The following is a 24,777-nucleotide window of genomic DNA, read 5'->3' on the forward strand; positions in this document are numbered from 1 at the left end:
CAACGCCCCGGCTGGCGGGGCGTTTGATCGGACTTAGCCGGTATTGCGCAGGCCGGCCGCGACGCCGTTGATCGACAAGTGAATGCCACGGTGCACGCGCTCGTCGGCCTTGCTTTCCGACGACAGCGCGCGGTGGCGCTTGATCAGCTCCACCTGCAAGTGGTTCAGCGGGTCCAGATAGGCGAAGCGGTTCTGGATCGAGCGCGCCAGCAGCGGATTGCCGGCCAGGCGCTCGGTGGCGCCGGTGATGCTTTGCAGGATGTCCAGCGTGTCGGCATGCTCGTCGGTGATGCGCTTGAAGATGCGCTCGCGCAGTTCCTTGTCCTGCACCAGCTCGGCGTAGCGCGAGGCGATCGCCAGGTCGGTCTTGGCCAGCACCATGTCCATATTGGACAGCAGCGTGGCGAACAGCGGCCAGTGCTGGAACATGGCTTGCAGCTGCGCCAGGCGCTCGGCCTTGTCGCCGTCGGCGATCCAGCCGCCGATGGCGCTGGCGAAACCGTACCAGCCCGGCAGCAGCAGGCGGCACTGGCCCCACGAGAAGCCCCATGGAATCGCCCGCAGGTCTTCAATCCGCTTGGTCGACTTGCGCGAGGCCGGGCGCGAACCGAGGTTCAGCTCGGCGATCTCGGCGATCGGCGTGGCGGCGAAGAAGTAGTCGGTGAAGCCCGGGGTTTCATAGACCAGGTTGCGGTAGGCCTTGTAGGCGCGGTCCGAAATCTCGGCCATCACTGCTTCGTAGCCGTGCAGCTGCTTGCTGTGTTCGGCATCTTCCGGCTGCGGCATCAGGCTCGCTTCCAAAGTGGCGGCGACCAGCAGTTCCAGGTTGCGGCGGCCGATATCCTTGTTGGAGAACTTCGAGGCGATGATCTCGCCCTGTTCGGTCAGGCGGATCTGGCCGTTGACGGTGCCGTGCGGCTGCGCCAGGATGGCGTCGTACGACGGACCGCCGCCGCGGCCGACGGTGCCGCCGCGACCGTGGAACAGGCGCAGCTTGACGCCGGCTTTTTCGAACACCTTGACCAGGTTGGTCTCGGCCTTGTACAGCTCCCAGTTGGAGGTCAGGAAACCGCCGTCCTTGTTGGAGTCCGAATAGCCCAGCATCACTTCCTGGATCTGGCCCTGCTTGGCGATCAGTTGCTTCACCAGCGGGATCGCCATCACGGCTTCCATGATGCCGGACGCGCGCTGCAGGTCGGGAATGGTCTCGAACAGCGGGATCACCATCAGGTCCAGCTCGGGTTCAGCTTCCCCCGCGGCCAGGCGCAGCAGGCCCAGCTCTTTTTGCAGCAGCAGCACTTCCAGCAGGTCGGACACGGTTTCGGTGTGCGAGATGATGTAGTTGCGGATCGCGCGCGCGCCGTAGCGGGCGCGGATCTCGCGCGCCGCGCGCAGCACGCCCAGCTCGGAAACGGTCTCGGCCGAGTAGGTGATGTATGGCGAATTCAGCAGGCGCGGCTGCGCCAGTTCGCTCAGCAGCAGCTTGACCTTGGCGTCCTCGTCCAGCGCGGCGTAGTCGGCCAGCACGCCGGAGGTGGCGAACAGTTCGGCCAGCACGCGTTCGTGGATGTCGGACGACTGGCGCATGTCCAGCGAGGCCAGGTGGAAGCCGAAGATGTCGGCCGCGCGCTTCAAGGTGGCCAGGCGCGGCTGCACCAGCACGGCGCCGTGGTTGGCGTTGAGCGAGTCGATCAGCACCTGCAGGTCGGCGGCGAATTCGGCGGCGCCGTTGTACGGCTCGGCGTGACCGACTTCCTTGCGCAGGATGTTGGTGGCGCCCAGTGCGCGCGCGGTCGAGGCCAGGCGCGCGTAGATGCCGATCAGGGCGCGACGGTACGGCTCGTCGGCGCGGTGGTCGGAGGTGTCCGGCGACTGGTCGGCCAGCGCCTGCAGCGCCGGCGAGCAGGCTATCATCAGCGTCGAGATCGACAGCTCGGCGCCCAGCGTGTGCGCTTCTTCCAGGTAGAAATCGAGGATGGTGGTGGCCTGGCGCGTCAGCGCATGCGACATGGTGCCGCCGTTGACGTTGGGATTGCCGTCGCGGTCGCCGCCGATCCAGCTGCCCATCTGCACATAGGGGGCGGTGATGTGTTCGCTTTCACCGTAGTGGTGGGCGATGTCCTGCTCGATGTCATCGTACAACCCTGGCAGTTCGCGCAGGAAGGTGATGCGGTAGTAGGACAGCGCGTTCTCGATCTCGTCGGCCACGGTCAGCTTGGAGTAGCGCAGCATGCGGGTCTGCCACAGCGTGGCGATGCGCGCCTTCAGCAGATGCAGATTGGCCGCCTGTTCCTTCGGCGTCAGCGGCAGGTCGCGCTCGGCCAGCAGGCGGGCGATGTCGTGCTCGGCGTCGAGGATGGACTTGCGCTGCACTTCGGTCGGGTGGGCGGTCAGCACCGGGGCGATCAGCGCGTCCTGGAAGAAGGTCGACACGGTCTCCTGGCTGACGCCGGCCTCCTTGAGCTTGCACAGCGCGAAGTTGACGCTGCCTTGCTGCGGCTTCGAGCCGGCCAGCAGGTGGGCGCGGCGGCGGCGGATGTGGTGCTGGTCCTCGGCGATATTGGCCAGATGCGAGAAATACGAGAAGGCGCGCACCACCGAAATGGTTTGCTCCTTGGTCAGAATCTTCAGCATGCCGTCCAGTTCCTTGGCGGCGCCGGCGTCGGCTTCGCGGCGGAAGCGCACGGCGGTCTGGCGGATGGTCTCGACCACGGCATAGACTTCCTCGCCTTCCTGGTCGCGCAGGACGTCGCCCAGCAGGCGGCCCAGCAGGCGGATGTCTTCTTTCAATGGCGCGTCCTTGTCGACGCCCGGTTGTTCAGCAGCTTGTTCGTTCAATGCACTAGATGGATTGGCCATGTGTTTTAAGTCACGAAAGGGTGAAATATGTCGGTGCATGGGCTTATGGCCCGGTTCTGCGAGAAGGTGAGCATGCTAAAATTTGTGATCTTAAACACGCGCGTGGTACTGGCTTGCGCCGGTTAGCGTCAGCTACAGCGAAAGAACTGGTTTTGAAAACATCTGAATCTAAGCATTCTCCGTCGAGATTGGTTATTGCGTCGCGCGAGAGCCGCCTCGCCATGTGGCAAGCCGAGCACGTCCGCGATCGCTTGACATTATTATATCCGCAGTGCGATGTCAAAATTGTCGGAATGACGACGCGCGGCGATCAAATTCTGGATCGCACCCTGTCCAAAGTGGGCGGCAAGGGGCTGTTTGTGAAAGAACTTGAAGTGGCGATGGCCGAAGGCCGCGCCGACCTGGCCGTGCACTGCCTGAAAGACATGCCGATGGAGTTGCCGGAAGGCTTCGCCATGGCGGCCGTGATGGAGCGCGAAGATGCGCGCGACGCCTTCGTGTCCAACGATTACGCGTCGCTCGACGAACTGCCGGACGGCGCCGTGGTCGGCACCAGCAGCCTGCGCCGCCAGGCGCTGATCGCCGCGCGCTATCCGCAGCTGGTGATCAAGCCGCTGCGCGGCAATCTCGATACCCGCCTGGCCAAGCTGGATCGCGGCGAGTACGCCGCCATCATCCTGGCCGCCGCCGGCCTGAAGCGCCTGGGCCTGGCCGCGCGCATCCGCGCGCTGCTGTCGCCGGAAACCAGCCTGCCGGCGCCGGGGCAGGGCACGCTGGCGATTGAAATCCCCGAACGCGATGACGGCCTCGACCTGGTGGCGCTGCTGGCGCCGCTGCACCACGGGCACAGCGCGCTGGTGTCGATCGCCGAGCGCAAGGTGTCGCAGGTGTTTGGCGGCAGCTGCCAGATTCCGCTGGCGTCCTACGCCACCATCGATGGCGACCAGATGCACCTGCGCGCCATGGTGGCGACGCCGGACGGCAAGCGCATGATCAGCGCCGAGGCGCATGGTCCGGCCGCCGAGGCCGAGGCGCTGGGCCTGCAAGTGGCCGAACAGCTGCGCGTGCAGGACGCCGAAGGCATCCTGGCCGCCTGCCTGAGCGAAGCGGCGCAGGCCGACGACGATGCGCGTTCGGCCGAACTGGCCGCCAGCGCCGCCGGCAAGCCTGCCGCCTGATCCGGGGATGGCCGGCGCCGTCGTCATCACCCGTCCCCTGGCGCAAGCCACGCCGCTGGCGGCCCGCGTGGCCGCCCTGGGCCGTACCGTGGAAATCCTGCCGCTGCTGGAAATCGCGCCGCTGGCCGATCCGGCGCCGCTGCTGGCCGCGCTGGCGCAGCTGGATCGGTACGTTATGGTGGCGTTCGTCTCGCCCAACGCCATCGACGCGGCGTTTGCCCATATAAAGCAGTGGCCGGCCGGCGTGACGCTGGCCGTGGTGGGCGAGGGCAGCCGCGCCGCGCTGGCCGCGTACGGCGTCACGCCGGCGCGCCACACCATCGTCAGCCCGGCCGACAGCGCCCACAGCGACTCCGAACACCTGCTGCAAACGCTGGACCTGGCGGCCCTGAACGGCCGCCGGGTGCTGATCATCCGCGGCGAAAGCGGCCGCGAGCTGATGGGCGACGGCTTGCGGGCGGCCGGTGCGCTGGTCGACATCGTGCCGGCCTATTGCCGCTCGGTGCCGGCGCTGACGCCGCAGCTGGCCGCCACCTTGCGCCGTCTGCTGGCGCAACAAAACGACTGGATCATCACCAGTTCCGAGGCGTTACGGGGCCTGTGCGGCCTCCTGGCCAATTTGGACTTGCAGCACCCTGACGCGATGCAGCACAATAGCGTTGTAGCTATGCAACAGCAGCATCTGATCGTGCCACACGCCCGAATTGCCGAAACGGCAAATAATTTAGGATTTTCCAAGCTGACGCTCACCGGATCAGGCGACGAACGCCTGCTGGCCGCGTTACAATCATGCCTATGAACGATTTGCCTACTTTACCTGACCCAGCCGTCTCGAACGCCAAGGCCGCCGAGGCCGAGACCCCGCCTGCGGCCACGCCGCCATCGCAGCCTGAACCGAGCCTGCTCGAAACCCTGCAACAGCCGCAAATGCTGCTGGTGGGGCTGCTCGTGCTGACCATTTTGCTGGCCGGCCAGACCTGGTCGTCGCATGCGCGCGTCAACAAGCTGCGCGAGGAAATGGCGCTGCGCCTGCAAAAAGGCGACGCCTCGAATGCCGACACCGGCAACCTGGTGCGCAGCGTGCAGGAAAACACCAAGGAGCTGCAATCCAAGGTCGCGCTGCTGGAAAGCAAGCAGCAGGAAGCGCAGAGCCAGCAACTGGCGCTGGAGCAGCTGTACCAGGACCTGTCCAAGAACCGCGACGAATGGGCGCTGACCGAGATCGAGCAAGTGCTGTCGACCGCGTCGCAGCAGCTGCAACTGGCCGGCAACGTGCCGGGCGCGCTGATCGCGCTGCAGAATGCCGACCGCAGCCTGTCGCGGTCGGACAAGCCGCAATTCATCACCATCCGCCGCGCCATCGCGCGCGACACCGACAAGCTGAAAGCCCTGCCGAGCGTCGATTCGGTGGGCGTGGCGCTGCGCCTGGACAATGCCATCGCGCAGATTGATACGCTACCGATGCTGTCGGACGAAAAGCAGGCCGCGCCGGCGCTGCCTGAAAAGAAAGCCAAAACCAAGGTCGTGCACGGCAAGGATGGCAAGCCGGTGGTGGTCGAACAGACGACCAGCCCGTGGCTGCAAGCCTTGCAGGACGGCTGGCATGGCTGGAGCAGCGAAATGTGGAGCGACATGCGCGAGCTGGTGCGCGTGCGCAATGTCGAAACGCCGGATGCGCTGATGCTGTCGCCGACCCAGGCTTACTTCATGCGCGAAAACCTCAAGCTGCGCCTGCTGAATGCGCGCATGGCGCTGCTGTCGCGCAACGAGGGGGCGTTCCGCTCCGACCTGATCGCGGCGCAGGACGCGCTGGTCAAGTATTTCGACACCCGCGCCCGCTCCACCCAGACCGTGCAGGCGCTGCTGCGCCAGGTACAGGGCAGCAATCTCGCGATTGAGATGCCGACCCTGGCCGACAGCCTGAACGCCGTGCGCAACTACAAAGCGAAGCCATAGTCATGCGTTTATTTCTCTGGTTAGTCGCCATGATGGCCGCCGCCATCGGTATTGCCGTGACGGCGCGTTTCAATCCGGGCAATGTGGTGCTGTTCTATCCGCCGCACCGCATCGACCTGTCGCTGAACTTCTTCGTGCTGCTGGAGCTGGCGCTGTTCGTCTTCCTGTACATCGTGATCCGCGCCTTCCGCGCGACGGTCAAGATGCCGGGCAAGGTGGCGGCCTACCGCCAGCAAAAGCGCGAGCGCGATGGCAATAAAGGCTTGCGCGAGGCGCTGAAGGCGCTGTTCGAAGGCCGTTTCGGCCATGCTGAAAAAGCCGCGCTGCGCGCCTCCGAGCTGCCGGAAAACGCCGGCGTGGCGGCGCTGATTGGCGCCCGTGCCGCGCACCGCATGCGCCAGTCGGCGCGCCGCGACCAGTGGCTGAACAAGCTGGTCGACGACAACGCGATGAAAACCGCGCGCCTGATGACCATGACCGAACTGCTGGTCGACGACCATCAGCCGGAGCAGGCGCTGGAAGCGGTGCGCGAGCTGAACGCCAGCGGCACGCGTCACATCCATGCCTTGCAGATGTCCTTGAAAGCGCAGCAGCAGGCCAAGAACTGGCCGGAGGTGCTGCGTCTGGTGCGTTCGCTCGACAAGCACCGCGCGCTGCATCCGGCCTTGTCGTCGCGCCTGCGCGAGCTGGCGTACGACGATTTGCTGTCCGACGCCAGCCACGATGCCGAATCGCTGCTGCGCGTGTGGTCGACGGTGCCGTCGGCCGACCGCATCAAGCCCTACGTGGCCTGCCGCGCCGCGACCGCGCTGAATGCGCGCGGCCTGCACGACGAGGCGCGTCTGGTGGCGGAAGAATCGCTGGCCGCCGACTGGGACGACCGCGTGGTGCGCACCTACCGCGAAGCCGCCGCACCGGCCGGCTCGGCCGCGCTGCTGCTGCAGATCGAACATTGCGAAAACTGGGCCAGCGCCCGCCCGACCGACGCCGAACTGGCGCTGACCCTGGGTTCGCTGTGCCTGAAGCAGAAACTGTGGGGCAAGGCGCAGCGCTACCTGGAGCAGGCGCTGTCGGACGCCGCCGACCCGCACATGGTGCGCGAATCCCACCTGAAGCTGGCGCAACTGCACGAAGCGCTCGGCCAGGAAGAAGAGGCCGCCAACCACTACCGCCAGTGCGCGCTGGCAACTATCCTCTAAACCCAATCCGGGGTCAGTTCTGCCAATCGCACACGAGCTCTACCGTAGCAGCCGCTACGGTAGAGCTCGTGTGCGATTGGCAGAACTGACCCCGGATTTATGCTGGGTCGGAGTCGACCGGGAAGCCTTCGATTTTCCAGCGCAGCATGCCGCCGGCGAGGTTGGCGACTTTGCTGAAGCCGGCCTTGGTCAGCAGCACGCTGGCTTGCGCCGAGCGCACGCCAGAGCGGCAGACGGCGACGATCGGCTGCTCGCGGTCGAATTCGGCCATGCGCTCGTTCAGCTGCGACAGGGGCACCAGCGTGGCGCCATGCAGGTGGCCCAGGCGGTCGATGAATTCCGGCGCTTCGCGCACATCGACGATCTGGACCTTGCTTTGCTGCTCCAGCAGGGCCATCGGCTCGATTTCCCATACGCCGCTGAAACGCAGGGTCAGCGGCGCCCAGCCCGGCGTGTCGGTCGGCGCGTCGCCTTGCGGCTGGCCGCAGCGCAGGTTGGCCGGCACCGCCACCGCCATCAGCTTCGGATGCGGCAGGTGCAGATTGTTCATGTGGCCGGTGAAGTCGCCCACGTCGACGTCGCCGCCCAGGCGCGGGTTGTAGCGCCGCTCCTCGGCCACGCTGGTGACGGTGATGCCGCGGTAGTCGTGGCCAGGGTAGAGCAGGCATGCGCCCGGCAAACTCAGGATCTGCTCGTGCACCGAGGCGAACAGCTGCTGCGGACTGCCTTGCTGGAAGTCGGTGCGGCCGCAGCCGCGTATCAGCAGGCTGTCGCCGGTGAAGGCCATGCTGGCGTCATCCAGCACATAGGTCAGGCAGCCGCTGGTGTGGCCGGGCGTGGCGCGCACCGTCAGGTGGCGGGCGCCGAAATCGATGCGGTCGCCGTGTTGCAGGGCGGTGTCGGCCTCGGTGGTGCCGGCGGCGGCCGAGATGGCGATGCGGCTGCCGCTGCGCTGGCGCAAACGCCAGGCGCCGGTCACGTGGTCGGCGTGGACGTGGGTGTCCAGCGTCGCGATCAGCGTGAGGCCCAGTTCCTGCAACAGCGCCAGGTCGCGCGGCACCTGTTCGTAGACCGGATCGATCAGCAGCGCCTCGCCGCCGTCACCCAGCAGATAGGTGTAGGTGGAGGAGGTCGGGTCGAACAATTGGCGGAAAATCATAATTCGGTATCTGAATAAGAACAGCCTTCATCATAACAAATGTTCAACGGTGTTGCGCCGCACAAGCCGCCTGTACTTCGATATAACGTCAAGGATTCGCCATACAGCCTTTACCTACAGGCTGATTTTTGCCAGATTGGCATTTGGGCGAAACCTGGGCGAAAATCGTAGAGCCGCCCCCAGATGTGGTCGAAGTGATAAAGTGTGAATCTTTCACGCAGGCAAGCTGCTATCCTAAACGCCGACAGCCGAGTTCGGTCAAAAGCAGTCCAAAGTTTTATTGAGGGATGATATGCACCTTGTCACTATTTTAGGTATCGCGGGTTGCGCCTTAGCGATGGTTAGTTTCGCTTGGCAGAAGAAATGGCTACCCTCCCTTGCATATGCCTTCGGGTTAAGCTATTTTATTTTCGACAAGGTATATCCATCTCTGCTACCGGACTATTTGGTTCTCGGATTTTCCGTCGCGTTTCTAGTCTTAGCTTTAATCTTTTGCTGGCAGTCTTTCTCTAGTAGAAGAGTCGGCTAGCGGCCAACAGCAGACTCTCGAAATCACCCCACAATTATTTTATCGAAAAAAATGCTACGTATCGTTTCTGTTTTCGCCATCACAATTGCTGCTTTGATGACCGCTTTTCCTGCGCAGGCGGTGTTTGGAGATACTCGCCCGGCTGAGCTAGCTACCGCAGACAAAGAACTAAATGCTACATATGCAGATCTGATGAAACAGCTGCGAAAGGAAGAACAGGAAAAGCTCAAAAAGGCTCAGCGGATTTGGATTTCGCTTCGCGAGGCGGACTGTAAATGGGCCAGCGCGGCGGAACCACTCGATTGCATGATAGATAGAACTTTACATCGAACAGAAGAGCTAAAGGGCAGCATGTTTTGGGCACCGAATGGCGAATACACTAGTCTTGACTTGCAAAAATGACAGACTCTAACCGGCCAAAAGCAGACGGCATCAAATAACGAATTAGATGAAACCACTGTTATAGGATTTGGCCACCGCCAGCCAGTAACCTCCCCGATAAACTGTCCCCCTCCTACGATGAGACGTCGATTAAGCGCAGTTTTTGTATTTCTTATTTTTCCCGCGTTGATATTGTGGGCGTATGATTTTCTTCAATGTGCGGTGGGTGGTTATTTAATTGACGATGCGTCCGAGCGAGCACTAGCTATATTCGGATTCCCATTAATGCTAACTCAAGCAGTAATTTCCACATTGATTCTGTTGCCATCAATGGTGTTCTTAAAGGCACGAATCGGGACAATGCGTAGCTCGCTCATAGTCGCCGCAGTTGCCGCAACTTGCATTTCTCTTATGCTTCATGATGGAGAAACTGGTGATTCAGTCCTTGGAGCTATAGGTTACTTCGGCTTGCCGCTGACGTTTGCATGGGGAGTGGCAGGTGTCATTGCAAATACACTTTGGTTCACGCCTAATCGACATTAGATAATCGGCAATGCACTCCGTAGATAAGAGAACTTCCGCTTTGGGGTGGAACCCGTCATTCGCACCAAAGCCAGTGCTAGCGGCCGGGGCGGGCCGCAGCCTTCCGTTCGACAATCTTCTCAAAAAAATCTGGTAGAGCATTGTCCTCCAGCTCAATCCACTTTCCGTAGGTCTTTGTCACCATCGTAGTGTCCTTGTGCCCCATCTGCTTGGCAACATACAGTGGGTTCGAGCCGCTCGATAGCAGCGTGGAGGCGAACGTGTGCCGCGTTTGGTACAGTACCCTTTGCCGGACGCCGGCCTTCTTCAAGGTGGCATTCCACCGGGTGGAGATGCGGGAGGAGTCCTGCCATCCGGCATTGTGATACGGGTCGTGGAAGACAAGGTCATTCTCCAGCGAGGTGAACTGGCGCTGGTCGAGGATGGCTTGCAGCGCGCCTCGTCGCAGATCGATCAAGCGGCGCCCGGCGTCAGTTTTAGTTTCCTCCCTGGTGACCCGAACGACGCGCGCTCGCTCGACCAGCACTGTGTTGCCGACCAGGTCGATGGAGCTCCACTTCAGTGCCATGTATTCGCTCGGACGCATGCCGGTAGCGAAAGCGAACAGGAACATGTTGCGCTCCTGTGGCTTGGCGGCGGCTAATATCGCCTTGATCTCGGCCGCGCTGAACGGGTCGACCTCGTAGTCGACCCGCTTCGCTTCCTTGGGGAGCAGCTTGTTCAGCTTCACGCGGTCCAGCGGATTGCCTGTGATCAGGTCGTCGTTCACCGCCTGCTCAAGCGCGCCCCGCAGCGGTATCAAGAGTTGCCGGATGCTCCGAGCTTTGAGGTTCAGGCCCGTGATCCACTCGCGCAACAGCGCCGGCGTCAGATTTACCAATAGCGTGTTGTCGAAGCGCTTGAGGTAGGTCGTGTATGACGTCGTGTATTTGACGAACGTGCTGGGCGCCAGCGTGCGCTCTGCCAGCTTGAGTTGCTCGCGCACCAGCTGGCCGATGGTGAGGCGCTCCGCCGTGCGGGCCAGGCCGAGTTTCTCCAGCTGGCCGGAGTCGGGAAAGTACTTCGCGTAGTTGAACGTGCCCAGCTCGATCGCATTCAGTATCTCGCCGCGCAGCCGTTCAGCGAACCGGATGTTCGGCTTGGTGTGCGGGATCTTCAGCGTCTCCCTGCACTCCATACCGCGATACATGAACTTGATCCGGATCGACTGGCTGCCGACCCCGCTGCGCAGCTCAACGCCGCGTGATGTGGCTTTCTCTACTCCCATTTTTCGATCCACTGCTCGACCGCGCGCAGGTTGATCCAGACCCTGCCGTCGACCACCTTGCACTCACGGCCGTTGAGCCATTTGCCGGCCTTGCGGCGCGCCTGGACGGCGTCCACGGAATCACCGGCGATCTCGACGTAGCGCTCGAGCTTTACCCAGGTCATGGGTTGGCCGGCGAGGGCGGCCTTGACAGCTGCGGCCTCCCCAATCTTCTCGATGCGCTCGACGAGCCGTGCAACCATCTCGACGTCACTCAGGTTCATTCGACAATTCTCCTTTCATTGTGGTGCTGGCGCTGGCCAGCTGGATGTGTTTGATCATTTCGGCGGCGAACTGCACGGTGCCGGCCATCTTGCCGGCGGCGAAGTCTTCCTCGTCGACGTCGGCGGGCGCGGCGGACTGCTCGTCGATCAGCTGGCGCGCGATCGCGTTTACGGCCTTGAGCAGCGACTCCGAATCGAGAGCGGTGGCGGACGCCACCCCCGGCGCCGCGCGGCGGTTCCATAGCGCTTCCGCCTGCGCCGGCGTGCGCGACCCGAAGACGTTGAACTTGCAGTCGCTGGTGGTGCTGGAGCACATCACGTCGTAGCCCTCCATCTCGCCGTCCGGATAGTGCTCCGCCGGACTGCCGCAGAATGGGCATGGTTTCAGTCGTGAGCTCATAAGGCGCCCTCCGGTGTGGTGCTGACCAGGTGCAGTTTCGGTTTCTCGTCCAGCATGTGGAAGGCGGCCGGCCCGAAGACATCGACCAGCACCTTCTCGGTCGCGGCGCGGCCGGTGGCGCTGTCGGCCATGGTGATGACGATCTCCAGGTGGGCGCTGTTGAACAGCGCCCCGTCGTTGAACTCCTCGCGTCGGCGTGCCGCTGAATCCTCGCGGCAGTAGCCGGCCACGATCATCACCAGGCCGGCGCCTGGCGTGATGTCGGCGCGGTCGGCCACGTTCACGTTCAACAGATCCAGGCGCTGCTCGAAGGTGGTGGCCGCGTCGAATGCCGGCGCCAGATCCAGCAGCTGGCGGCCGAGCGCGCGGCGCCGCTCGATGCCCGCATGCCAGAACGGATTGATGTTCTCGTGCCGCGCGCGGTAGGTGGCCGCCCGAGCGCGGTCGAACGGCGAGCCGGCATCCAGTACCTTGGCCTGGCGCAGCAGCATCGCCCGGGTCGCGCTGGCGCGGTCCAACAGTACCTGGTGCTGACGGATGGACCGCCGCAGGCGCAGGAACTGCGTGACGATTTGCGCGCTCACTTGCCACCTCCCGCGCGCTGCTGGCGCTGGCCGTCGCGGATGCCTTTGGCGTAGGCTTGTCGCGTGTCCATGATCAGCGCGCGCGGCACCTTCACCCAATACCACGCGCGGTGCGCACCGGCGGCGGCAAGGTTGAGCGGGATCGGCATCATCACAGCGTCGCCGGTGCGCCAGTCGACCCACGCGACGCCGTAGCCGGCCGGGATCAGGCAACCATGGTCGACCGTGCGCACCAGCAGCGTCGTCTGCACGTCGGGACGGTGGTGCTGCTGGCAGCGCGGGCAGCACTCCCACGCACGGGCAGCGCCGCCGGCCGTCAGTCGGTAGCGGCTCGGCGCCGGCCGGTGGCCCAGCATGCTGCAGACGAAGGCGCGCATCATGCTGCACCTCCGAGGCACTGACGTTCGACGCACACCACCAGCTCGTCCGAGATCTGCTGCGCCAGCCAGAGAAGGCTGTCAGGTCCTTCCGGGGGCTGCATGGCGAGCAGCAGCGCGGCCAGCTGGCGCGCGCGCATGATGGCGTGATCGTTCAAATCACCGGTGGTGATGCTAACGTTGGAGTAGGGGGCCTCGAACACCAGGTCAGCAGCCGGCGGCACAAAGCGCGCGTTCATTGAGCACCTCGCTGCAGGCTGGCCAGCTTCTGCTTGGCCGTGTCCGCGGTAGCCTCGAAGTCGGCAGCCATTTCGTCTGCAGCCATCTCGCCGATGGCGGCCAGCTTGCTGATCAGATTCACGCGCAGCGACAACTGACCGTGCGTAAGCTTCTCGACTTTTGCTAGCTCTTTGATGGCCGCCATGATCGGCGCCAACCGGTCATTCGTCCAAGATGCGGCGACCTGCGCCTGATCGGCGACTTCGCTTAGGGCTTCGATCTGATGCATCGCTGCAGCAGATGCTGTGGTAGCGCGCGAGTTCATGGCTGCACCTCGTCGCGCAGTTTATCGGCGGACCCACTGATGTCGTCCGTGATCAGTTCGCACACCTCGGCGGCCATGTTCGTGAGCACGTTGACGGTGTAGCTGCCGAGCGGCGGCTCCATGGCTGGATTCTCCGCGTCGAAGGTATCGGCGACCACGCAGTTGCCCGCCACGATGCGCAAGACGGCGCCCAGGCCGGCGGTAAGCGTGGCGATGCGATTCAAGTTGCGCAGGTAGGGCTCAACGCTGACGCCAGCGCCGCGTGTTTGCAGGATCAGTTCTTCAGCGAACTGGCCGAAGGCCTGCTCGTACACCGAGACGCGATCCTTCGGCATCGCCTGCGCGGCGGCCTGTTTCAGGGCTGCAGCTGCGGCTGGAGTGACGCGGGCGTTCATGCGGCCACCTGTTCGGTTTGTTCCAGGTTCGCCTCGATTTCTTTGCCGGCTTCTTTGATCAGCAGCATGCTGCGGCGCGCGCCGACTGCGAGCGCATCAACGCGCAGGAGGGCGCGCTGGACGTCGGGCGTGGTGATTTCATCGATCTGTTCGTGCAGCATTTCGAGCAGAGCTTCGGCGTTGGCTGCCAGGGCGCCGATGTCCCAAGCGTGTTGTTTTGCCTGCGATACGAGTAGCGTTGTGTTTACTGCATGTTTCGCTTGTAAACGTGGTTGGTTGGTGTTAGAGTTCATTTATTGGCTCCATTTGAGTGGTGTCAAGAGCCCTGAATCGATCTGCTCCCCAGCGTTCTCGATTCGGGGCTTTGTTTTTTCTGCGTTAGATGGCGTGACGCTCCGCCTCTTTCTCCCTCGCTTCGTCCAAGATTTTGTTGACGATCCAGTTCACCGATCGGTCTTGGCCCAGTGCCTTTGCCTTGAGCCAGTCACGGTTTTCTTCCGATGTGCGAACCAGAATCTGCACTACAGGCTGATCAATCTTCACTACTATCTCCTTGATGTCACGGTGACACACATTGATAGTAAACGTCTCGCACGTTTACGACAAGCTATATTTGTGTCACGGTGACTCCATTTAAAACACCTGCGTATACTTGTATCCTGCGCATATGAGCAAAGATCCCAAGAGCGCCGTGTCGCGCGAGTCCGACAAATTCATGCTGAGATTTCCGGACGGCATGCGTGGACAGATTGCCGAATCCGCGAAGCGCAATGGACGTAGCATGAACTCCGAGATCATCCTGGCGCTTCACGATTACTACATGCGCCAGGACTTTCATGAAAAACTCGTAGACAGCGCCGACCTTCACCTCAGCGGTGAACGACTGGGAACTGAAGAGCTCGACAAGCTGGCAGCGCAAATGAAACCAGACCCTCACGTCGCGGGTGCGTTTGCCGACCTCGTGTTGCAGCGTTTGAGCGAAACCCTGATCTTCGAAGTGAAGCCATTCACACCTGGTGGCGAAGACCGCCCCGGCCAAGAGAAAGAAATCTTCGTATCCGCCCCCGTGGGCACTGGTAAGACATCGTCATATTTGAGAATGATTCCTCATGTAGTGCTGCGAGATGCCGACTTTCCTCCTACCGAGAAACAGGAGTCTCCGCCAGTTCCAAAACCTGATAAGCGCGGCACATCTGCGAAAGACGGCTCGGCAGTGAAGCGCAAGAGCATTCGCAATACCTCGAAGTAATTAATCCATGCGGCATGCGGCTTTTGCTGCAAAACTAGCCGTCATCACCTGGCAGCGGCAAGCGCTGCTGATTCTGGCCTGCGCCGGCCGTCAGTCGCTTCGCCACCGCGTCTTGAGCGAGCATCGCCGCCAGCTTGGTCAGACCTTTGTTCGTGATGCGGATCTGCTGCCGCGCTTTACGGTCGCCGGTGGTCTTGCTGGTGTATCCGAACACGTTGTACTTCAGATCGAGCGCTTGCAGCCGCTTGCCGAAGGCCTTGTGATCCTCTGCGCCGGTGCGCTGGTAGATCCATCCCTTTTCAATTAGATAGTCAGTCAGGTCGCACGGGCGCATCTTGAGCGTGGCGGCCGCGTCGCGGATGCACAGCGAACCGTCGGCACTGGCCAGCAGGTCGAACCCGGCCACTGCCGGCGCCTGGTCGGCGACACGGTGCTCCAATTGCTGCACCTTGGCGTCGGCCGCGATGCGCTCGCGCTCGGCGGCCATGGCCATCTCGATCAGATCCAGGCGCGACAGCTCGGTCGGCCGGACAGGGGCCGCCACCGCGCGGCGCTCGCACTCGATGAAGTACTGCCGCGCCTCCTTGCCCTTAGCGTTGCGTTCGACCATGGCCAGCTCTTTCGCCATGTCCAAGGTCAACGCATATTCAACTCGAACGCCTCGATTTCCCGCTCCCCCGTTTTGGGGAGCGGCGTCAATGACGATGAAGTCTTCATTTTCCACGAACGAGTACTGCTCGATGCGCGCCTTGACCCAGCTGGAGAAATCCTTGCCTACTTTGAGAAAGGCGTGGAGACCGCGGGCGTCGGTCGTCTGGACGTTGGCGCCGGCGATTTTCGATGTCCCGACAGGGATCAGCGCGGCGATCGCCGACGTAGGCTGGTGAGTTGCCGCCGTCAGCTGCTCATGCGGTTCAAATGCACTCATATTTTCCTCTCAAGTTATGGGCAACTCGAATCGAGCCGCTTGTGAAAACCGAAGCTTATCCCGCTTCGATCGCTTAAAAACTGTAAAAGTTACCATCGGCCGGCAGGCTGTAAATCCTTCGCACACTCAGCATCGATTCCGCCGACTGGTGACGCCGATCTTACGATGCGATTGATGGCGTGGTTGCAAGAGTAGTGGTCGATAATCGCTTTGGATTCACGTTAAAAAAATCCCAGACCGGTACTGCCTTGGGATTTTTGATGGTAAATATCCTTTCTGTTCATGCACTTAGCTTCACGCCTTTGCCACCCTGCAGTCACCATGCGCACCAGCGTTTCGTAGACCTGCAGATCGCCGAGGTGGTAGTAGTTATCCAGCTTCACTACGCGTGTGCCGCCGCCAGACGCGCGGCTTTGCAGCTGGCCGCGCGCAGCCGGCGCCGCAGGCTGTAGACCTTCCGGCGTGCTGCCTGATGTGAGGCGTAGGCGGCGGCGCTGAAGGCGATGGCACCGGCGTGCTCAGGTTTCGCTGGGCTGAGGCGACCGACCAGATCACCGTGCTGCTGCTCGTAGCGCTCGATCTTTCGGACGTAGCGGTGCTTCGCATCGGCGGCGGCTGTCTCTGCACGCCAGAGTTCTACCGCCAGCTCGCCGGCAGACAGGAGGGCGATCACGTGTGCGGTGCTGCTGCTCATGCGTCTTCCCCTGATTTGTTGATCGGCTTGTTTTGAAGGTCGGCGAGCATGTCATCGACCATGGACTGCATGCGCTCAGCACCGACGAATTCGCCCAGGCGTGTGCCGAGCCACAGCGCCTGCTCGCTGAGCTGCTGGCCGCTACCTACCAAGCCGGCCAGGACATCGGCGTGCGTGAAGCCGCGCGCGGCGGCGCAGGCCACGATTCGACTTACGTGGTGCTGGACCATCGGATTGCGTGGTTGCGTGGGATCATTCGCGACGACGAAGAAGGCGTAGAAAGTTGCGATACATTGGGGGCATTCTTCGAGCTCAAGCTCTTGCAAGAGGCGCGCGCTCATGCGGCACCTGCCGCGCTGGCTGCGGCTGCGCGCCAGATGGCGCGGCCCTCGGCGATGCCGGCGTGATAAGCGTCATCGGCAGCGGTGCCGGCGGAATATGGACGGGGAATATTGCGGCCGTCGATGCGGAAGCGCAGCGCGCCCGCGCGGCACTCGGTGCTGCGTGGATCGCGCGACGCATTGAAGGCCGCCGCTAAGAGTTGGTCGGCGGTGGCGTCTGTGGGGGTGGGGGTGGTCATGTTCGCCTCAGTGGTGGCCGGCATCATTTTCCGGTTGATGCTGAGACTGTAATTTAACTCTTGGTTTATGTCAACTGTGAGTTGATATTATGGGCAAAAAAAAGCCGACGCTGGGCCGGCTGTGGATTTAGCGCTCCGGCGACCACTTGCCGATTACCACGCCTAGCACTTGGTGCTTTTCCTCCACTGGGGAAATTGCTTGGGGCCATTGTGGGTTCAGACTCCGCCAAAATCTTTGACCTCCCTCGACTATCAGCTCGCGAAAAACCACGTCCAGCTTTCTCGATAATCCAGATGCGCTGAACACGGCGCGGACCCCAGATGTTGGCTCAACTTCCGGATCTACAAAGATCATGTCGCCATCGGAGTAAGAGACCTTGCTCCCCAAGTTTTCCATACTCACACCCTTCACCATGAGCGCGAAGGTCAGGCCGCCATGTGGAGCAGGGCAAGCCACCCATTCACCCTTGTGGTAATCGAAGCTGATGTCTCCCTCTTGAGTTGTCCACTCAATCACATCTGCAGCATCTAGAAGTGGCACAAAAACTCCGGAGTCCGTTGTCTTTGGAATTGAGGGAGCCCCAACAAGATAATGAAAGTGCGGCTTTTTCTCCAAGCCATCTTCGATGACAGGGCCCTGCATCAGCCACGATGGATCGACCTTGAAGAGCGCGGCCAGTGCCCACAGTCGATCAGAATCGACCCTGCCACCGTTCTCCCACTTGTGAGCGGCCTGCGCCGACACGCCAAGTTGCTTGGCCAGCGCCGCCAAGCTCAAGCCGCTCTTACTGCGCAGATATTTTAGACGCTCTGCGAACGTATCGAATTTATCAACCATATGTTGATTGTGCCACCTCACCGAAAATAGTGCAATCCAAAACTGGTTGACGGATCATCAAATATGGGTTGATAATCCAAGCATGAACACTCCAGTCACCGATGCCATTGTTAAGTTCGGCAACAACAAGCTCGCCGCAACGCTCGGCGTTTCGCCGCAGGCGGTCTCGAAGTGGGCGAAGAATGGGCAGGTTCCACCACGCCGCGCGCTTGCGGCTTCGGCGGTTCTCGGATTGTCGCCGTGGCTGCTTTGCCCCGGCGTGTTCGGCCCAGCCACCACCACCAAGGAAACCCCATGACCGCCGACAGCCCCGTTGGCCCGATGACTGCGCCACTGACTGACAGCGAGTTGGCCGAGTACCGCCGGCTCACCTGCCTGATCGAAGACATTGAGCAACGTCGAAACATCGTGGCGCTGCTCCGGCATGGCCTGCGTCGAAATCCGGCGCGCCTGGCGTTGCTGGATGAGCGGGAGGCACAGCTCTATGCAGGCGGCGCGGCGCTCCTGAGGATTCGGGCGCCGCTACATCGCCGCTACCGCTGGCCTGGCTTTATCGAATGCCGTGACTCTCTGACCAGCCATTAATCATCGTGACGACTTTTTCCAGCTCATCCAAGGCGTCCCAAACGATTGCTTGCAAATCTGAGGATGGCAGGATTTGCAGCGGCTCCCGGCCGGTTTGTGCTTTGAGCGCGGCAGCAAGCTCTGGTTTTGCTTGCGACAGTAGCTGATGGGCCAGTACGTATTTTGCGTAGTCCATGAGGGTTCCTTTGCTCTGTTATAGAAGTTGGGGAACTTAAATAGTAGCGCATTTGGCAACCCTCACCCTTACATGTTTTTGATCGAAAGACGACCATGACCCTCTCCGAATACTTTGCGCTGGCGCGCGGCAACCAACTTCGCTTGGCGGAAGTGCTGAACGAGCCGCAGGCGAACCTCTCTCGTTGGGCCACCGGCACGCACCCGTTGCCGGCTGAAAAGGCCGTCGCGATCGAGCACGCCACCGCCGGCACCGTCACCCGCAAGGAGCTGTTTCCCGATACCTGGGCGACGATCTGGCCCGAACTGGCCGCCGAAGTTCGACCGCATGCTTGCACCAACGACCACGCCGCCGAGCTGCGCCGCGCGATTACTGAAACCCGCATCGTGTTCGAGTCCGAGCCGGCCGCCGGCGACGCGCTGAACTATCTGGAGTCGGTGCTGGCCGCCGCCGCGCCGGTTCCCGCGCAAACGAGAATCGCTGGTGGTGGCGGTGCAAGCATCACCGAAGAAACCCTTACTGGCGCTGGCGCCGTGCCGGTGGCGGGCGCCGCCCAGCATGCATCCAGCACCACCGCCGACCAGGCCGCTGCCGCGATGGCCGCCGAGTCCGCGCAGCTGGTTGCAGATGCTGAGCGCACTGCCGCCGGCGCCGCAGCACGTGCGGCGGTCGACCCGCTGGCCTTGCTATCGCGCGAGGTGTTCAGCCTGTCGGACAAGCTGCAGCAGCCCGCCGACCTGGTGGTGCAGCTGATGGTGCTGGCGGAACTGCGCGGCTTGCGCACCGAGCATAAACGTATGCATCGCACGACCAGCATGGTGGTGGCATGACCGCCGCTGTAGCTGCCGGTGATCTCAAGCCATCGAGCATGGTCTTACTGGCGGGCCGTGCGTTCACCGGCGCCACCGAGCTGTTCCTCGCTGCCGACACGCCACTGACCGAATTCTGGATCGCCCTGGGCAGTACCGCCGACGACCATCCGATCGGCTACGCGCGCTTCGAGCGGCGCGGTGAGGAGCTTATCAAAGGAGTCCGCCAAGGGCTCTTTGAATTAATGGAAGTGCAGCCGGCCAGTTTTCCAGCCCCGCATCAATCAGTTTCTCTGTCAGGTGTTTTATGGCATCGCCGGGCAATTCCCGAATCGATTTCATTAGACCGTTTTTCTCTTCGGGAGCCAAGTCTGACGACTCCACCCGGGCCTCGATCAGCCGAAGTAGGGTGTCCTCATGGAGCTTGATCGTGACGACGCCGAGGATCGCAGTTAGGCCGCCGTCGTCGGCGAGGAAGTCCATTCCATTTGCGGTGATGGTGGCGGATATAAAAAACATCTCCCTGCCAATAAAGTTAGGGGTTTGGCCGGAAATTAACCCGTGCTCGCGCAGATAGAACAGATTTGCAGTGATCTCTGGTTCGAACCCTAGGTCATCTCCATTCACCTCTTCGGGATATGACTCGGAGAGTTTGGTGAGTAGTTGTTTTTGGAGAGCACGATCCAGTTTCACAGGAATTCCCTTTCTTAATTGTTGAGTGGAATTGCTAATTTAACACGCAGGAATGCTCCGGCCTACATAGCACCAAGGGCCTCTGTAAAAGTTAGCAGTTTTTGCGAGAAAGATTTTGGCTACGATTCAGTTTGAACGGGAAACCGCGCCCCGAGCAGCGCGGCACTAAGCTGGAGGAACCATCATGGCCAAGCCGTACCCACCACAAGAAGTCACCCAGGTCGAGCAGCGCACCGCGGGCTTCAAGCACGTCAGCGTGTTCCTGGCGCAGGCCTTCGAGCAGCAGGCCACCGAACAGGCGAAGGGTGCGGCCGCCGATCAGGCGCCGCCCGGCGCCGAGGCGGACCGGAAGCAGCAGTAACGATCACAAACAGGGCAGCGGCCGGCCGGCCGCGACCGAAGCGACTCCAACCCGCTGGTCACGCCCTGACCTTTTTTTATGGTTGGATGAAAGGTTGGAAATGCAACAAGCAACGAAAGTAAAGCTCAATCTTTACCGTCACCAAGACCTCGCGCGATGCGCGCCACTGGCGAGGTATATCTTTCCCGGTTTGAAGATTCTGGCAGGCTCTGGCCGTCGCCTGCGGTACGATCTGGCCGCCATTCAAGCTGAGTTGCTGCCCTACGAGAAAATCGATCTGCGCGCGCTGGAAGCGCTCATCGATGAACTGGTGGTGGCCGGTGCTATCTGTAAAGAAAAAGAGGGACAGCGGGAATACCTCGTTATCCAAAGCATCGGGCCGAACGGCTTTGCGAAGGACCATGATGAGTGAGCAGCATCCCGGCTTGGTTGATGTCGCCACCGGTTCGGCAGGCAGGTCGGCCAATCCATGGTTTCGCATGTACGCGGAATTCGCCCACGATCCCAAAGTGCAGAGCATGTCCGAGGCAATGCAGCGTCGCTTGATGATGCTGTTGTGTCTGCGTTGCAGTAACACGCTTGTAACGTTACATGACGATGAACTTGCGTTTGCGCTTCGTGTTTCCGATGAGGATTTGGCGCAAACCAAGGCGCTGTTTTTGCGCAAGAACTTCATCGATGAGGGTTGGAATATCCTGAACTGGGACAAGCGCCAATTTACCTCCGATTCGAGTGCGGCCCGCGTAAAACGGCACCGCGACCGTAAAAAGGCCGCTGAAGAAGGGGCTAAAAACAAGGTTGTAACGTTACAGAAACGGGAAACTAACGCCCTAGATACAGATACAGATACAGATACAGAAGAACTACAACTACCTCTGTCGGCTGACGCCGACGATGTGCGGCTGTGCCCGGTCGGTCAGTTGCTGAACCTGTACCACGAGCTCATGCCGCTGAACCCTCGCGTCAAGGTGGCAAGCGATTCCCGCAAGGCAGCCATCCGCGCGCGCTGGAAGCAGGCGGCTGCGCTGGACTGCGAGCCGTTCGGCTACACCGCGAGGTCGGCCGGCCTGGCCGCCTGGCGGGCGTTCTTCCAGGTCTGCGCCGAATCGAAGTTCCTCACCGGCCAAGCGCCGCCGTCCGTACCCGGCAAGCCGGCGTTCATCGCCGATATCGATTTCATTTTTTCGCCTAGCGGCTTCGCCAAAATTCTCGAGAACAAGTACCACCGGGACGCAGCATGAACATGAACGAACCGCAGCACCTGCTGCCTCCGCACTCCATCGATGCCGAGCACGCCGTCTTGGGTGCGCTGATGCGCTGGCCAGAGACCTTCGATCAGGTGGGCGACTTGCGCGCCCGGCACTTCTACCGCGACGACCACCGCAGCATCTTCACCGAGATCGTTCGGCTGGCGGAGCGGGGGCAGGCCACCGACGTGATGAGCGTTCTGGCCGCAATGGAAAGCCGTGGCGGCGTTTTCGACGGCAACCTGGGGGCGTACCTCAACCAGATCGCCCAAAGTGTCCCTACGAGCTTCCACGCCGCGCAGCACGCCCGCATCGTGGTGGATCGCGCCTTGTTACGCGCGCTGATCGCCACATCCGACAAGATCGCCGGCGTCGCCTATGCGCCAAAAGGCCAGACCGCCGACCAGGTGCTGGACCACGCGCAATCGTTGGTGACCGGCCTGGCCGAACGCCGCGTGCGTAATGAACCGCGCATGGTGCGCGAGATCCTGTTGGAGTTCGTCGACGGCGTGGCGCGCCGCGCCGAAGGCGAGGATTCGGCGATCAGCACCGGCATCTCGGAGTTGGACAGCATGCTCAACGGCGGTTTCCGCCCGCAGCAGCTGATCATCGTGGCCGGCCGGCCGTCGATGGGCAAGACCGCGCTGTCGGCCGACATCGGCATCAACATCGCCGAGGATCGCAGCGTACTGATGTTCTCGATGGAGATGTCGGGACAGGAGGTGGCCGGCCGCGCGCTGGCGAACCGTGGCGGCGTGCACTTGGCGAAGGTGATGGGTCGCGTGGCCGCCGACGAGACGGAGGTCTGGAACGGGATCTCGCATGGCATCATCCGCCTCAACGACTCGCGTTTCGCCATCGACGACACGCCGGCGATCACGCTGCTGGAGCTGCGCATGAAGGCCAAGGCTTGGAAGCGCAAGCACGGCCTGGATGTGATCATCGTCGACTACATCGGCCTGATGCAGGGCGGGGAAGGCGACAAGCGCACCGACCAGATCGGCTCGTACTCGCGTGGCCTAAAGGCGCTGGCCAAGGAATTGGGCGTCGCCGTCATCGCGCTGGCGCAGCTGAACCGCAAGTCCGAGGAGCGCGGCGACAAAAAGCCGATCCTGTCAGACCTGCGCGATTCCGGCGAGATCGAGCAGGACGCCGACGTGGTGATCCTGGTGCACCGGCCGGAAATGCACAACCCGAACGCTGAGCATCTGAGAGGCTTCACCGAGGCGTTGATCCGTAAGCAGCGCAGCGGCGCGCTGGGCGACGTGCATCTGATGTTTGACGGACCGACCTGCCGGTTCAGCCGCTGGAGCGGCGCGCCGCCATCGGCGAGTGAGGAACAGACGGCAGGCAAAAGCCGCGGCTTCGGAAATCGATGAGCACCAACACCAACCAAAATGCAGGGACCCAGATGGACAATAACGAAAAACTACTGGCGCAGATCAGCGCCGCTGAATCGAAGCGCGCTGCTGCGACGCCAGGTGCGCGCGCGGTGCGAGTGGTGAGGGCCGCCGCCACGCCGGCGCGCACCGACTTCGGCACCATGCCAGACCCGGTCGACCTATGCCTGGAAATCTGGAAGAACTGGATGGCTGGCGATGCCGACCGTGATCTGGGTGCCAAGACCATGCGCGGCTTGGTGGGCGAGGGCGATGGGCATGGCTACGATCTGTACGAGGCGCAGCAGGCCAGTGACATCAAGGTGGCTCAGGCGACTGATGCGATGATCAACAGCCTGAGCCGGTTGCATGTGTGGGCGATCTACCGCGCATGCAGCTTGGCGACTGTGTGGACCTTTCCGAATGCCTCGCTGGTGGAAGTGGCGGCTGAGGCACGCGTAGAACTTAGAGGGAAGCTGCGACGCAATATTTGTACGGCAGTTCTGTTTTAAGTACCGGAGACGCTTCAGCTTAAGACTTACGATTGCGCGCCATAACATCTGACACCTTCTTCGAGCCGAATTCCATGCGAAGAGCTTCTCTAGCCAAGCCGATATGAGCGAAGAAAACGCCCCTGGCATCTCGCTCAGTGACAGGTTCGTTTTCCCGCTTGCGGCGCGCCAGGTGCTCGGAATCGGATTGCATTATTTTTGACTTGTGTCGCGTAATTATCTCCGTGAGCTTTTTACGCGTATCTACTTTGAACGCAATAAGATCAGGTAACAAATCTGCATAATGCTCTCCGTCTTTTCTGTTGTTCGCTGGAAGGAGGCTTGCTAAGATCGAGGCAATATTATCCACGTTGAGTGGTTCGTCGTCCGACGCATTTGCTTGGTTTTCTTCTACGTACTTTCTTCGCTCTTCCAACACTCGTTCGAACTCAAGGTCGACGATTTCTAGTAAAGCTGATACACGTGTTATCGCTCGACGTAAAGGAGGAGGTACTCCTGTTTCTTGCTTATATTGAAGTTTGTGCGATGCGGCGGCCCAGATATGCTGGGCGAGTGTGCGCAATTGTAGTTCGATGACGAAATCGCCGAGGCCCGTGAGGCTTGGTAAGGAAAGCCACTGGGATGGGAGTCGAACAACGAAGTGCTGAGACTGGTAGCCAAACTCTGACTCGCCTAGTCGATCAGAGGTGTCTTCCGCAGAATGTATTTCAAAATGATCAGTGACCATCTTAATCGCGAGATCAAGGTCACTCCTGAAAAGGAATATCACTCGAACTCCGATTAGGTCTTCCAAACTGAAGATGTTTTCTAGTTTAGCTCCCTTGCGCTGTAACTTCTCCTCAATGGACGCCCACGTTTTAACTCTACTTTCAATAGGGACACCTAAAGTGAGTTCGTGCTTATCGAGAAGAGCTTGTAGTTGCACGACCACCGCATCACGTAACCTTTCGGCTCTGTTTGCATTATCCTGATGTTGAATTTTTAGCTGTTCGCTCGTTGCGGTCATGTTCTAGAATTTCGGTTGCGCGCGTAGGCGCTGTTCTGATATGATCAAACCACAGGCGGGCTTCGCTCGCCTTGAAAAAGTTCACCG

Annotated in this window: 34 protein-coding genes; 14 read left to right on the forward strand and 20 right to left on the reverse strand. The window is 61.3% G+C overall.

Annotation, left to right across the window (positions count from 1 at the left end; all coding sequences use genetic code 11):
- Positions 1–33: 33 nt before the first annotated feature.
- Positions 34–2,859, reverse strand: a complete 2,826-nt coding sequence (gene ppc, locus GJ698_RS14860) for a phosphoenolpyruvate carboxylase (protein WP_154358405.1) — start codon at positions 2,857–2,859, stop codon at positions 34–36.
- A gap of 152 nt (positions 2,860–3,011) precedes the next feature.
- Between ppc and hemC the strand changes: the two genes are divergently transcribed.
- Genes hemC through GJ698_RS14880 form a run of 4 tightly spaced genes read left to right on the forward strand, consistent with a single transcriptional unit; the run spans position 3,012 to position 7,192 of the window.
- Entirely contained in the window at positions 3,012–4,037 is a 1,026-nt protein-coding gene (gene hemC, locus GJ698_RS14865) for a hydroxymethylbilane synthase (protein WP_267874804.1), read from the forward strand.
- A 7-nt stretch (positions 4,038–4,044) separates the two neighbouring features.
- Entirely contained in the window at positions 4,045–4,836 is a 792-nt protein-coding gene (locus GJ698_RS14870; RefSeq protein WP_154358407.1) for a uroporphyrinogen-III synthase, read from the forward strand.
- A complete protein-coding gene (locus tag GJ698_RS14875) occupies positions 4,833–5,993 on the forward strand; it encodes a uroporphyrinogen-III C-methyltransferase (protein WP_154358408.1) in 1,161 nt (386 codons plus the stop codon). Before GJ698_RS14870 ends, GJ698_RS14875 begins: the two co-directional genes overlap by 4 nt.
- Positions 5,994–5,995: 2 nt before the next feature.
- Positions 5,996–7,192, forward strand: a complete 1,197-nt coding sequence (locus tag GJ698_RS14880) for a heme biosynthesis protein HemY (RefSeq protein WP_154358409.1) — start codon at positions 5,996–5,998, stop codon at positions 7,190–7,192.
- A 97-nt stretch (positions 7,193–7,289) separates the two neighbouring features.
- Here GJ698_RS14880 and GJ698_RS14885 read toward each other — a convergent pair whose 3' ends face one another.
- Complete coding sequence (locus tag GJ698_RS14885; RefSeq protein ID WP_154358411.1) at positions 7,290–8,351, reverse strand: MBL fold metallo-hydrolase; 1,062 nt, start codon at positions 8,349–8,351, stop codon at positions 7,290–7,292.
- A 580-nt stretch (positions 8,352–8,931) separates the two neighbouring features.
- Here GJ698_RS14885 and GJ698_RS14890 point away from each other — a divergent pair.
- A complete protein-coding gene (locus tag GJ698_RS14890; protein WP_154358412.1) occupies positions 8,932–9,282 on the forward strand; it encodes a lysozyme inhibitor LprI family protein in 351 nt (116 codons plus the stop codon).
- Between the two features lie 598 nt (positions 9,283–9,880).
- Here the strand turns inward: GJ698_RS14890 and GJ698_RS14895 are convergent.
- The 10 genes from GJ698_RS14895 to GJ698_RS14940 form a co-directional block, all read right to left on the reverse strand.
- Positions 9,881–11,071, reverse strand: coding sequence for a site-specific integrase (locus tag GJ698_RS14895; protein ID WP_154358413.1), 1,191 nt, complete (start codon positions 11,069–11,071; stop codon positions 9,881–9,883).
- Entirely contained in the window at positions 11,062–11,334 is a 273-nt protein-coding gene (xisR, locus tag GJ698_RS30655) for an excisionase family protein (RefSeq protein WP_208023826.1), read from the reverse strand. Before xisR ends, GJ698_RS14895 begins: the two co-directional genes overlap by 10 nt.
- Positions 11,321–11,734 carry a Lar family restriction alleviation protein gene (locus GJ698_RS14905; protein WP_154358414.1) on the reverse strand — a complete coding sequence of 138 codons (414 nt, stop codon included), beginning with the start codon at positions 11,732–11,734 and terminating at the stop codon, positions 11,321–11,323. The genes xisR and GJ698_RS14905 overlap by 14 nt, the downstream gene beginning before the upstream one ends.
- Entirely contained in the window at positions 11,731–12,318 is a 588-nt protein-coding gene (locus tag GJ698_RS14910; protein ID WP_154358415.1) for a hypothetical protein, read from the reverse strand. Before GJ698_RS14910 ends, GJ698_RS14905 begins: the two co-directional genes overlap by 4 nt.
- The gene (locus GJ698_RS14915) at positions 12,315–12,716 is read right to left on the reverse strand and encodes a hypothetical protein (RefSeq protein WP_154358416.1); all 402 of its coding nucleotides are present in this window, start codon (positions 12,714–12,716) and stop codon (positions 12,315–12,317) included. Before GJ698_RS14915 ends, GJ698_RS14910 begins: the two co-directional genes overlap by 4 nt.
- A complete protein-coding gene (locus GJ698_RS14920) occupies positions 12,695–12,934 on the reverse strand; it encodes a hypothetical protein (protein ID WP_154358417.1) in 240 nt (79 codons plus the stop codon). The genes GJ698_RS14915 and GJ698_RS14920 overlap by 22 nt, the downstream gene beginning before the upstream one ends.
- The gene (locus GJ698_RS14925; RefSeq protein WP_154358418.1) at positions 12,931–13,239 is read right to left on the reverse strand and encodes a hypothetical protein; all 309 of its coding nucleotides are present in this window, start codon (positions 13,237–13,239) and stop codon (positions 12,931–12,933) included. The genes GJ698_RS14920 and GJ698_RS14925 overlap by 4 nt, the downstream gene beginning before the upstream one ends.
- Positions 13,236–13,634 carry a hypothetical protein gene (locus tag GJ698_RS14930; RefSeq protein WP_154358419.1) on the reverse strand — a complete coding sequence of 133 codons (399 nt, stop codon included), beginning with the start codon at positions 13,632–13,634 and terminating at the stop codon, positions 13,236–13,238. The genes GJ698_RS14925 and GJ698_RS14930 overlap by 4 nt, the downstream gene beginning before the upstream one ends.
- On the reverse strand, positions 13,631–13,927 hold the full coding sequence (locus tag GJ698_RS14935) for a hypothetical protein (RefSeq protein WP_154358420.1): 297 nt from the start codon (positions 13,925–13,927) through the stop codon (positions 13,631–13,633). Before GJ698_RS14935 ends, GJ698_RS14930 begins: the two co-directional genes overlap by 4 nt.
- An 85-nt stretch (positions 13,928–14,012) precedes the next feature.
- The gene (locus GJ698_RS14940) at positions 14,013–14,177 is read right to left on the reverse strand and encodes a hypothetical protein (protein WP_154358422.1); all 165 of its coding nucleotides are present in this window, start codon (positions 14,175–14,177) and stop codon (positions 14,013–14,015) included.
- A 124-nt stretch (positions 14,178–14,301) separates the two neighbouring features.
- Here GJ698_RS14940 and GJ698_RS31155 point away from each other — a divergent pair, with 124 nt between their 5' ends.
- Complete coding sequence (locus GJ698_RS31155; protein ID WP_154358423.1) at positions 14,302–14,883, forward strand: Arc family DNA-binding protein; 582 nt, start codon at positions 14,302–14,304, stop codon at positions 14,881–14,883.
- 34 nt (positions 14,884–14,917) lie between these two features.
- On the opposite strand, the gene GJ698_RS14950 is transcribed toward GJ698_RS31155, so the two are convergent.
- The 5 genes from GJ698_RS14950 to GJ698_RS14970 form a co-directional block, all read right to left on the reverse strand.
- The gene (locus GJ698_RS14950; RefSeq protein WP_154358425.1) at positions 14,918–15,811 is read right to left on the reverse strand and encodes an antA/AntB antirepressor family protein; all 894 of its coding nucleotides are present in this window, start codon (positions 15,809–15,811) and stop codon (positions 14,918–14,920) included.
- Positions 15,812–16,193: 382 nt separating this feature from the next.
- Positions 16,194–16,505: a hypothetical protein gene (locus tag GJ698_RS14955; RefSeq protein ID WP_154358426.1), complete on the reverse strand. Its 312-nt coding sequence runs from the start codon at positions 16,503–16,505 to the stop codon at positions 16,194–16,196.
- A complete protein-coding gene (locus tag GJ698_RS14960; RefSeq protein WP_154358427.1) occupies positions 16,502–16,846 on the reverse strand; it encodes a hypothetical protein in 345 nt (114 codons plus the stop codon). The genes GJ698_RS14955 and GJ698_RS14960 overlap by 4 nt, the downstream gene beginning before the upstream one ends.
- On the reverse strand, positions 16,843–17,085 hold the full coding sequence (locus GJ698_RS14965; protein WP_154358429.1) for a hypothetical protein: 243 nt from the start codon (positions 17,083–17,085) through the stop codon (positions 16,843–16,845). Before GJ698_RS14965 ends, GJ698_RS14960 begins: the two co-directional genes overlap by 4 nt.
- Before the next feature lie 127 nt (positions 17,086–17,212).
- A complete protein-coding gene (locus GJ698_RS14970; RefSeq protein WP_154358430.1) occupies positions 17,213–17,923 on the reverse strand; it encodes a helix-turn-helix domain-containing protein in 711 nt (236 codons plus the stop codon).
- An 82-nt stretch (positions 17,924–18,005) separates the two neighbouring features.
- Here GJ698_RS14970 and GJ698_RS14975 point away from each other — a divergent pair, with 82 nt between their 5' ends.
- Positions 18,006–18,221 carry a Cro/CI family transcriptional regulator gene (locus GJ698_RS14975; protein ID WP_154358431.1) on the forward strand — a complete coding sequence of 72 codons (216 nt, stop codon included), beginning with the start codon at positions 18,006–18,008 and terminating at the stop codon, positions 18,219–18,221.
- Positions 18,218–18,508 (forward strand): hypothetical protein, encoded by a 291-nt coding sequence (locus tag GJ698_RS14980; RefSeq protein ID WP_154358433.1) that lies wholly within the window; start codon positions 18,218–18,220, stop codon positions 18,506–18,508. Before GJ698_RS14975 ends, GJ698_RS14980 begins: the two co-directional genes overlap by 4 nt.
- Here the strand turns inward: GJ698_RS14980 and GJ698_RS14985 are convergent.
- Positions 18,474–18,683 (reverse strand): hypothetical protein, encoded by a 210-nt coding sequence (locus tag GJ698_RS14985; protein WP_154358435.1) that lies wholly within the window; start codon positions 18,681–18,683, stop codon positions 18,474–18,476. The genes GJ698_RS14980 and GJ698_RS14985 overlap by 35 nt on opposite strands.
- A 95-nt stretch (positions 18,684–18,778) precedes the next feature.
- Between GJ698_RS14985 and GJ698_RS14990 the strand changes: the two genes are divergently transcribed.
- Positions 18,779–19,513 (forward strand): transcriptional regulator, encoded by a 735-nt coding sequence (locus GJ698_RS14990; RefSeq protein WP_154358437.1) that lies wholly within the window; start codon positions 18,779–18,781, stop codon positions 19,511–19,513.
- A gap of 192 nt (positions 19,514–19,705) precedes the next feature.
- On the opposite strand, the gene GJ698_RS14995 is transcribed toward GJ698_RS14990, so the two are convergent.
- A complete protein-coding gene (locus GJ698_RS14995; protein WP_154358439.1) occupies positions 19,706–20,185 on the reverse strand; it encodes a hypothetical protein in 480 nt (159 codons plus the stop codon).
- Between the two features lie 184 nt (positions 20,186–20,369).
- On the opposite strand from GJ698_RS14995, the gene GJ698_RS15000 reads away from it, so the two are divergent.
- The 5 genes from GJ698_RS15000 to GJ698_RS15020 all read left to right on the forward strand — a co-directional run bounded on the left by GJ698_RS15000 (position 20,370) and on the right by GJ698_RS15020 (position 23,684).
- Positions 20,370–20,546 carry a hypothetical protein gene (locus GJ698_RS15000; RefSeq protein ID WP_154358441.1) on the forward strand — a complete coding sequence of 59 codons (177 nt, stop codon included), beginning with the start codon at positions 20,370–20,372 and terminating at the stop codon, positions 20,544–20,546.
- A 100-nt stretch (positions 20,547–20,646) separates the two neighbouring features.
- Positions 20,647–20,958 (forward strand): hypothetical protein, encoded by a 312-nt coding sequence (locus GJ698_RS15005; protein ID WP_154358443.1) that lies wholly within the window; start codon positions 20,647–20,649, stop codon positions 20,956–20,958.
- Positions 20,948–21,787, forward strand: coding sequence for a hypothetical protein (locus tag GJ698_RS15010; RefSeq protein ID WP_154358445.1), 840 nt, complete (start codon positions 20,948–20,950; stop codon positions 21,785–21,787). The genes GJ698_RS15005 and GJ698_RS15010 overlap by 11 nt, the downstream gene beginning before the upstream one ends.
- 2 nt (positions 21,788–21,789) lie before the next feature.
- On the forward strand, positions 21,790–23,172 hold the full coding sequence (gene dnaB / locus GJ698_RS15015) for a replicative DNA helicase (protein ID WP_267874806.1): 1,383 nt from the start codon (positions 21,790–21,792) through the stop codon (positions 23,170–23,172).
- Positions 23,169–23,684, forward strand: a complete 516-nt coding sequence (locus GJ698_RS15020; RefSeq protein WP_154358448.1) for a hypothetical protein — start codon at positions 23,169–23,171, stop codon at positions 23,682–23,684. The genes dnaB and GJ698_RS15020 overlap by 4 nt, the downstream gene beginning before the upstream one ends.
- 19 nt (positions 23,685–23,703) lie before the next feature.
- Here GJ698_RS15020 and GJ698_RS15025 read toward each other — a convergent pair whose 3' ends face one another.
- A complete protein-coding gene (locus GJ698_RS15025) occupies positions 23,704–24,690 on the reverse strand; it encodes a GTP pyrophosphokinase (protein WP_154358450.1) in 987 nt (328 codons plus the stop codon).
- Positions 24,691–24,777 lie beyond the last annotated feature (87 nt).

Source organism: Duganella aquatilis, assembly GCF_009674565.1.
GTDB lineage: Bacteria > Pseudomonadota > Gammaproteobacteria > Burkholderiales > Burkholderiaceae_D > Rugamonas > Rugamonas aquatilis.

What these genes read in the sequence shown, in the direction of transcription:
- ppc (WP_154358405.1), bottom strand. Translation starts at nt 2,859, where the DNA reads ATGGCCAATCCATCTAGTGCATTGAACGAACAAGCTGCTGAACAACCG.
- GJ698_RS14870 (WP_154358407.1), top strand. Translation starts at nt 4,045, where the DNA reads ATGGCCGGCGCCGTCGTCATCACCCGTCCCCTGGCGCAAGCCACGCCG.
- GJ698_RS14875 (WP_154358408.1), top strand. Translation starts at nt 4,833, where the DNA reads ATGAACGATTTGCCTACTTTACCTGACCCAGCCGTCTCGAACGCCAAG.
- GJ698_RS14880 (WP_154358409.1), top strand. Translation starts at nt 5,996, where the DNA reads ATGCGTTTATTTCTCTGGTTAGTCGCCATGATGGCCGCCGCCATCGGT.
- GJ698_RS14885 (WP_154358411.1), bottom strand. Translation starts at nt 8,351, where the DNA reads ATGATTTTCCGCCAATTGTTCGACCCGACCTCCTCCACCTACACCTAT.
- GJ698_RS14890 (WP_154358412.1), top strand. Translation starts at nt 8,932, where the DNA reads ATGCTACGTATCGTTTCTGTTTTCGCCATCACAATTGCTGCTTTGATG.
- GJ698_RS14895 (WP_154358413.1), bottom strand. Translation starts at nt 11,071, where the DNA reads ATGGGAGTAGAGAAAGCCACATCACGCGGCGTTGAGCTGCGCAGCGGG.
- xisR (WP_208023826.1), bottom strand. Translation starts at nt 11,334, where the DNA reads ATGAACCTGAGTGACGTCGAGATGGTTGCACGGCTCGTCGAGCGCATC.
- GJ698_RS14905 (WP_154358414.1), bottom strand. Translation starts at nt 11,734, where the DNA reads ATGAGCTCACGACTGAAACCATGCCCATTCTGCGGCAGTCCGGCGGAG.
- GJ698_RS14920 (WP_154358417.1), bottom strand. Translation starts at nt 12,934, where the DNA reads ATGAACGCGCGCTTTGTGCCGCCGGCTGCTGACCTGGTGTTCGAGGCC.
- GJ698_RS14925 (WP_154358418.1), bottom strand. Translation starts at nt 13,239, where the DNA reads ATGAACTCGCGCGCTACCACAGCATCTGCTGCAGCGATGCATCAGATC.
- GJ698_RS14930 (WP_154358419.1), bottom strand. Translation starts at nt 13,634, where the DNA reads ATGAACGCCCGCGTCACTCCAGCCGCAGCTGCAGCCCTGAAACAGGCC.
- GJ698_RS14935 (WP_154358420.1), bottom strand. Translation starts at nt 13,927, where the DNA reads ATGAACTCTAACACCAACCAACCACGTTTACAAGCGAAACATGCAGTA.
- GJ698_RS31155 (WP_154358423.1), top strand. Translation starts at nt 14,302, where the DNA reads ATGAGCAAAGATCCCAAGAGCGCCGTGTCGCGCGAGTCCGACAAATTC.
- GJ698_RS14950 (WP_154358425.1), bottom strand. Translation starts at nt 15,811, where the DNA reads ATGAGTGCATTTGAACCGCATGAGCAGCTGACGGCGGCAACTCACCAG.
- GJ698_RS14955 (WP_154358426.1), bottom strand. Translation starts at nt 16,505, where the DNA reads ATGAGCAGCAGCACCGCACACGTGATCGCCCTCCTGTCTGCCGGCGAG.
- GJ698_RS14960 (WP_154358427.1), bottom strand. Translation starts at nt 16,846, where the DNA reads ATGAGCGCGCGCCTCTTGCAAGAGCTTGAGCTCGAAGAATGCCCCCAA.
- GJ698_RS14965 (WP_154358429.1), bottom strand. Translation starts at nt 17,085, where the DNA reads ATGACCACCCCCACCCCCACAGACGCCACCGCCGACCAACTCTTAGCG.
- GJ698_RS14970 (WP_154358430.1), bottom strand. Translation starts at nt 17,923, where the DNA reads ATGGTTGATAAATTCGATACGTTCGCAGAGCGTCTAAAATATCTGCGC.
- GJ698_RS14975 (WP_154358431.1), top strand. Translation starts at nt 18,006, where the DNA reads ATGAACACTCCAGTCACCGATGCCATTGTTAAGTTCGGCAACAACAAG.
- GJ698_RS14980 (WP_154358433.1), top strand. Translation starts at nt 18,218, where the DNA reads ATGACCGCCGACAGCCCCGTTGGCCCGATGACTGCGCCACTGACTGAC.
- GJ698_RS14985 (WP_154358435.1), bottom strand. Translation starts at nt 18,683, where the DNA reads ATGGACTACGCAAAATACGTACTGGCCCATCAGCTACTGTCGCAAGCA.
- GJ698_RS14990 (WP_154358437.1), top strand. Translation starts at nt 18,779, where the DNA reads ATGACCCTCTCCGAATACTTTGCGCTGGCGCGCGGCAACCAACTTCGC.
- GJ698_RS15000 (WP_154358441.1), top strand. Translation starts at nt 20,370, where the DNA reads ATGGCCAAGCCGTACCCACCACAAGAAGTCACCCAGGTCGAGCAGCGC.
- GJ698_RS15005 (WP_154358443.1), top strand. Translation starts at nt 20,647, where the DNA reads ATGCAACAAGCAACGAAAGTAAAGCTCAATCTTTACCGTCACCAAGAC.
- GJ698_RS15010 (WP_154358445.1), top strand. Translation starts at nt 20,948, where the DNA reads ATGATGAGTGAGCAGCATCCCGGCTTGGTTGATGTCGCCACCGGTTCG.
- dnaB (WP_267874806.1), top strand. Translation starts at nt 21,790, where the DNA reads ATGAACGAACCGCAGCACCTGCTGCCTCCGCACTCCATCGATGCCGAG.
- GJ698_RS15020 (WP_154358448.1), top strand. Translation starts at nt 23,169, where the DNA reads ATGAGCACCAACACCAACCAAAATGCAGGGACCCAGATGGACAATAAC.
- GJ698_RS15025 (WP_154358450.1), bottom strand. Translation starts at nt 24,690, where the DNA reads ATGACCGCAACGAGCGAACAGCTAAAAATTCAACATCAGGATAATGCA.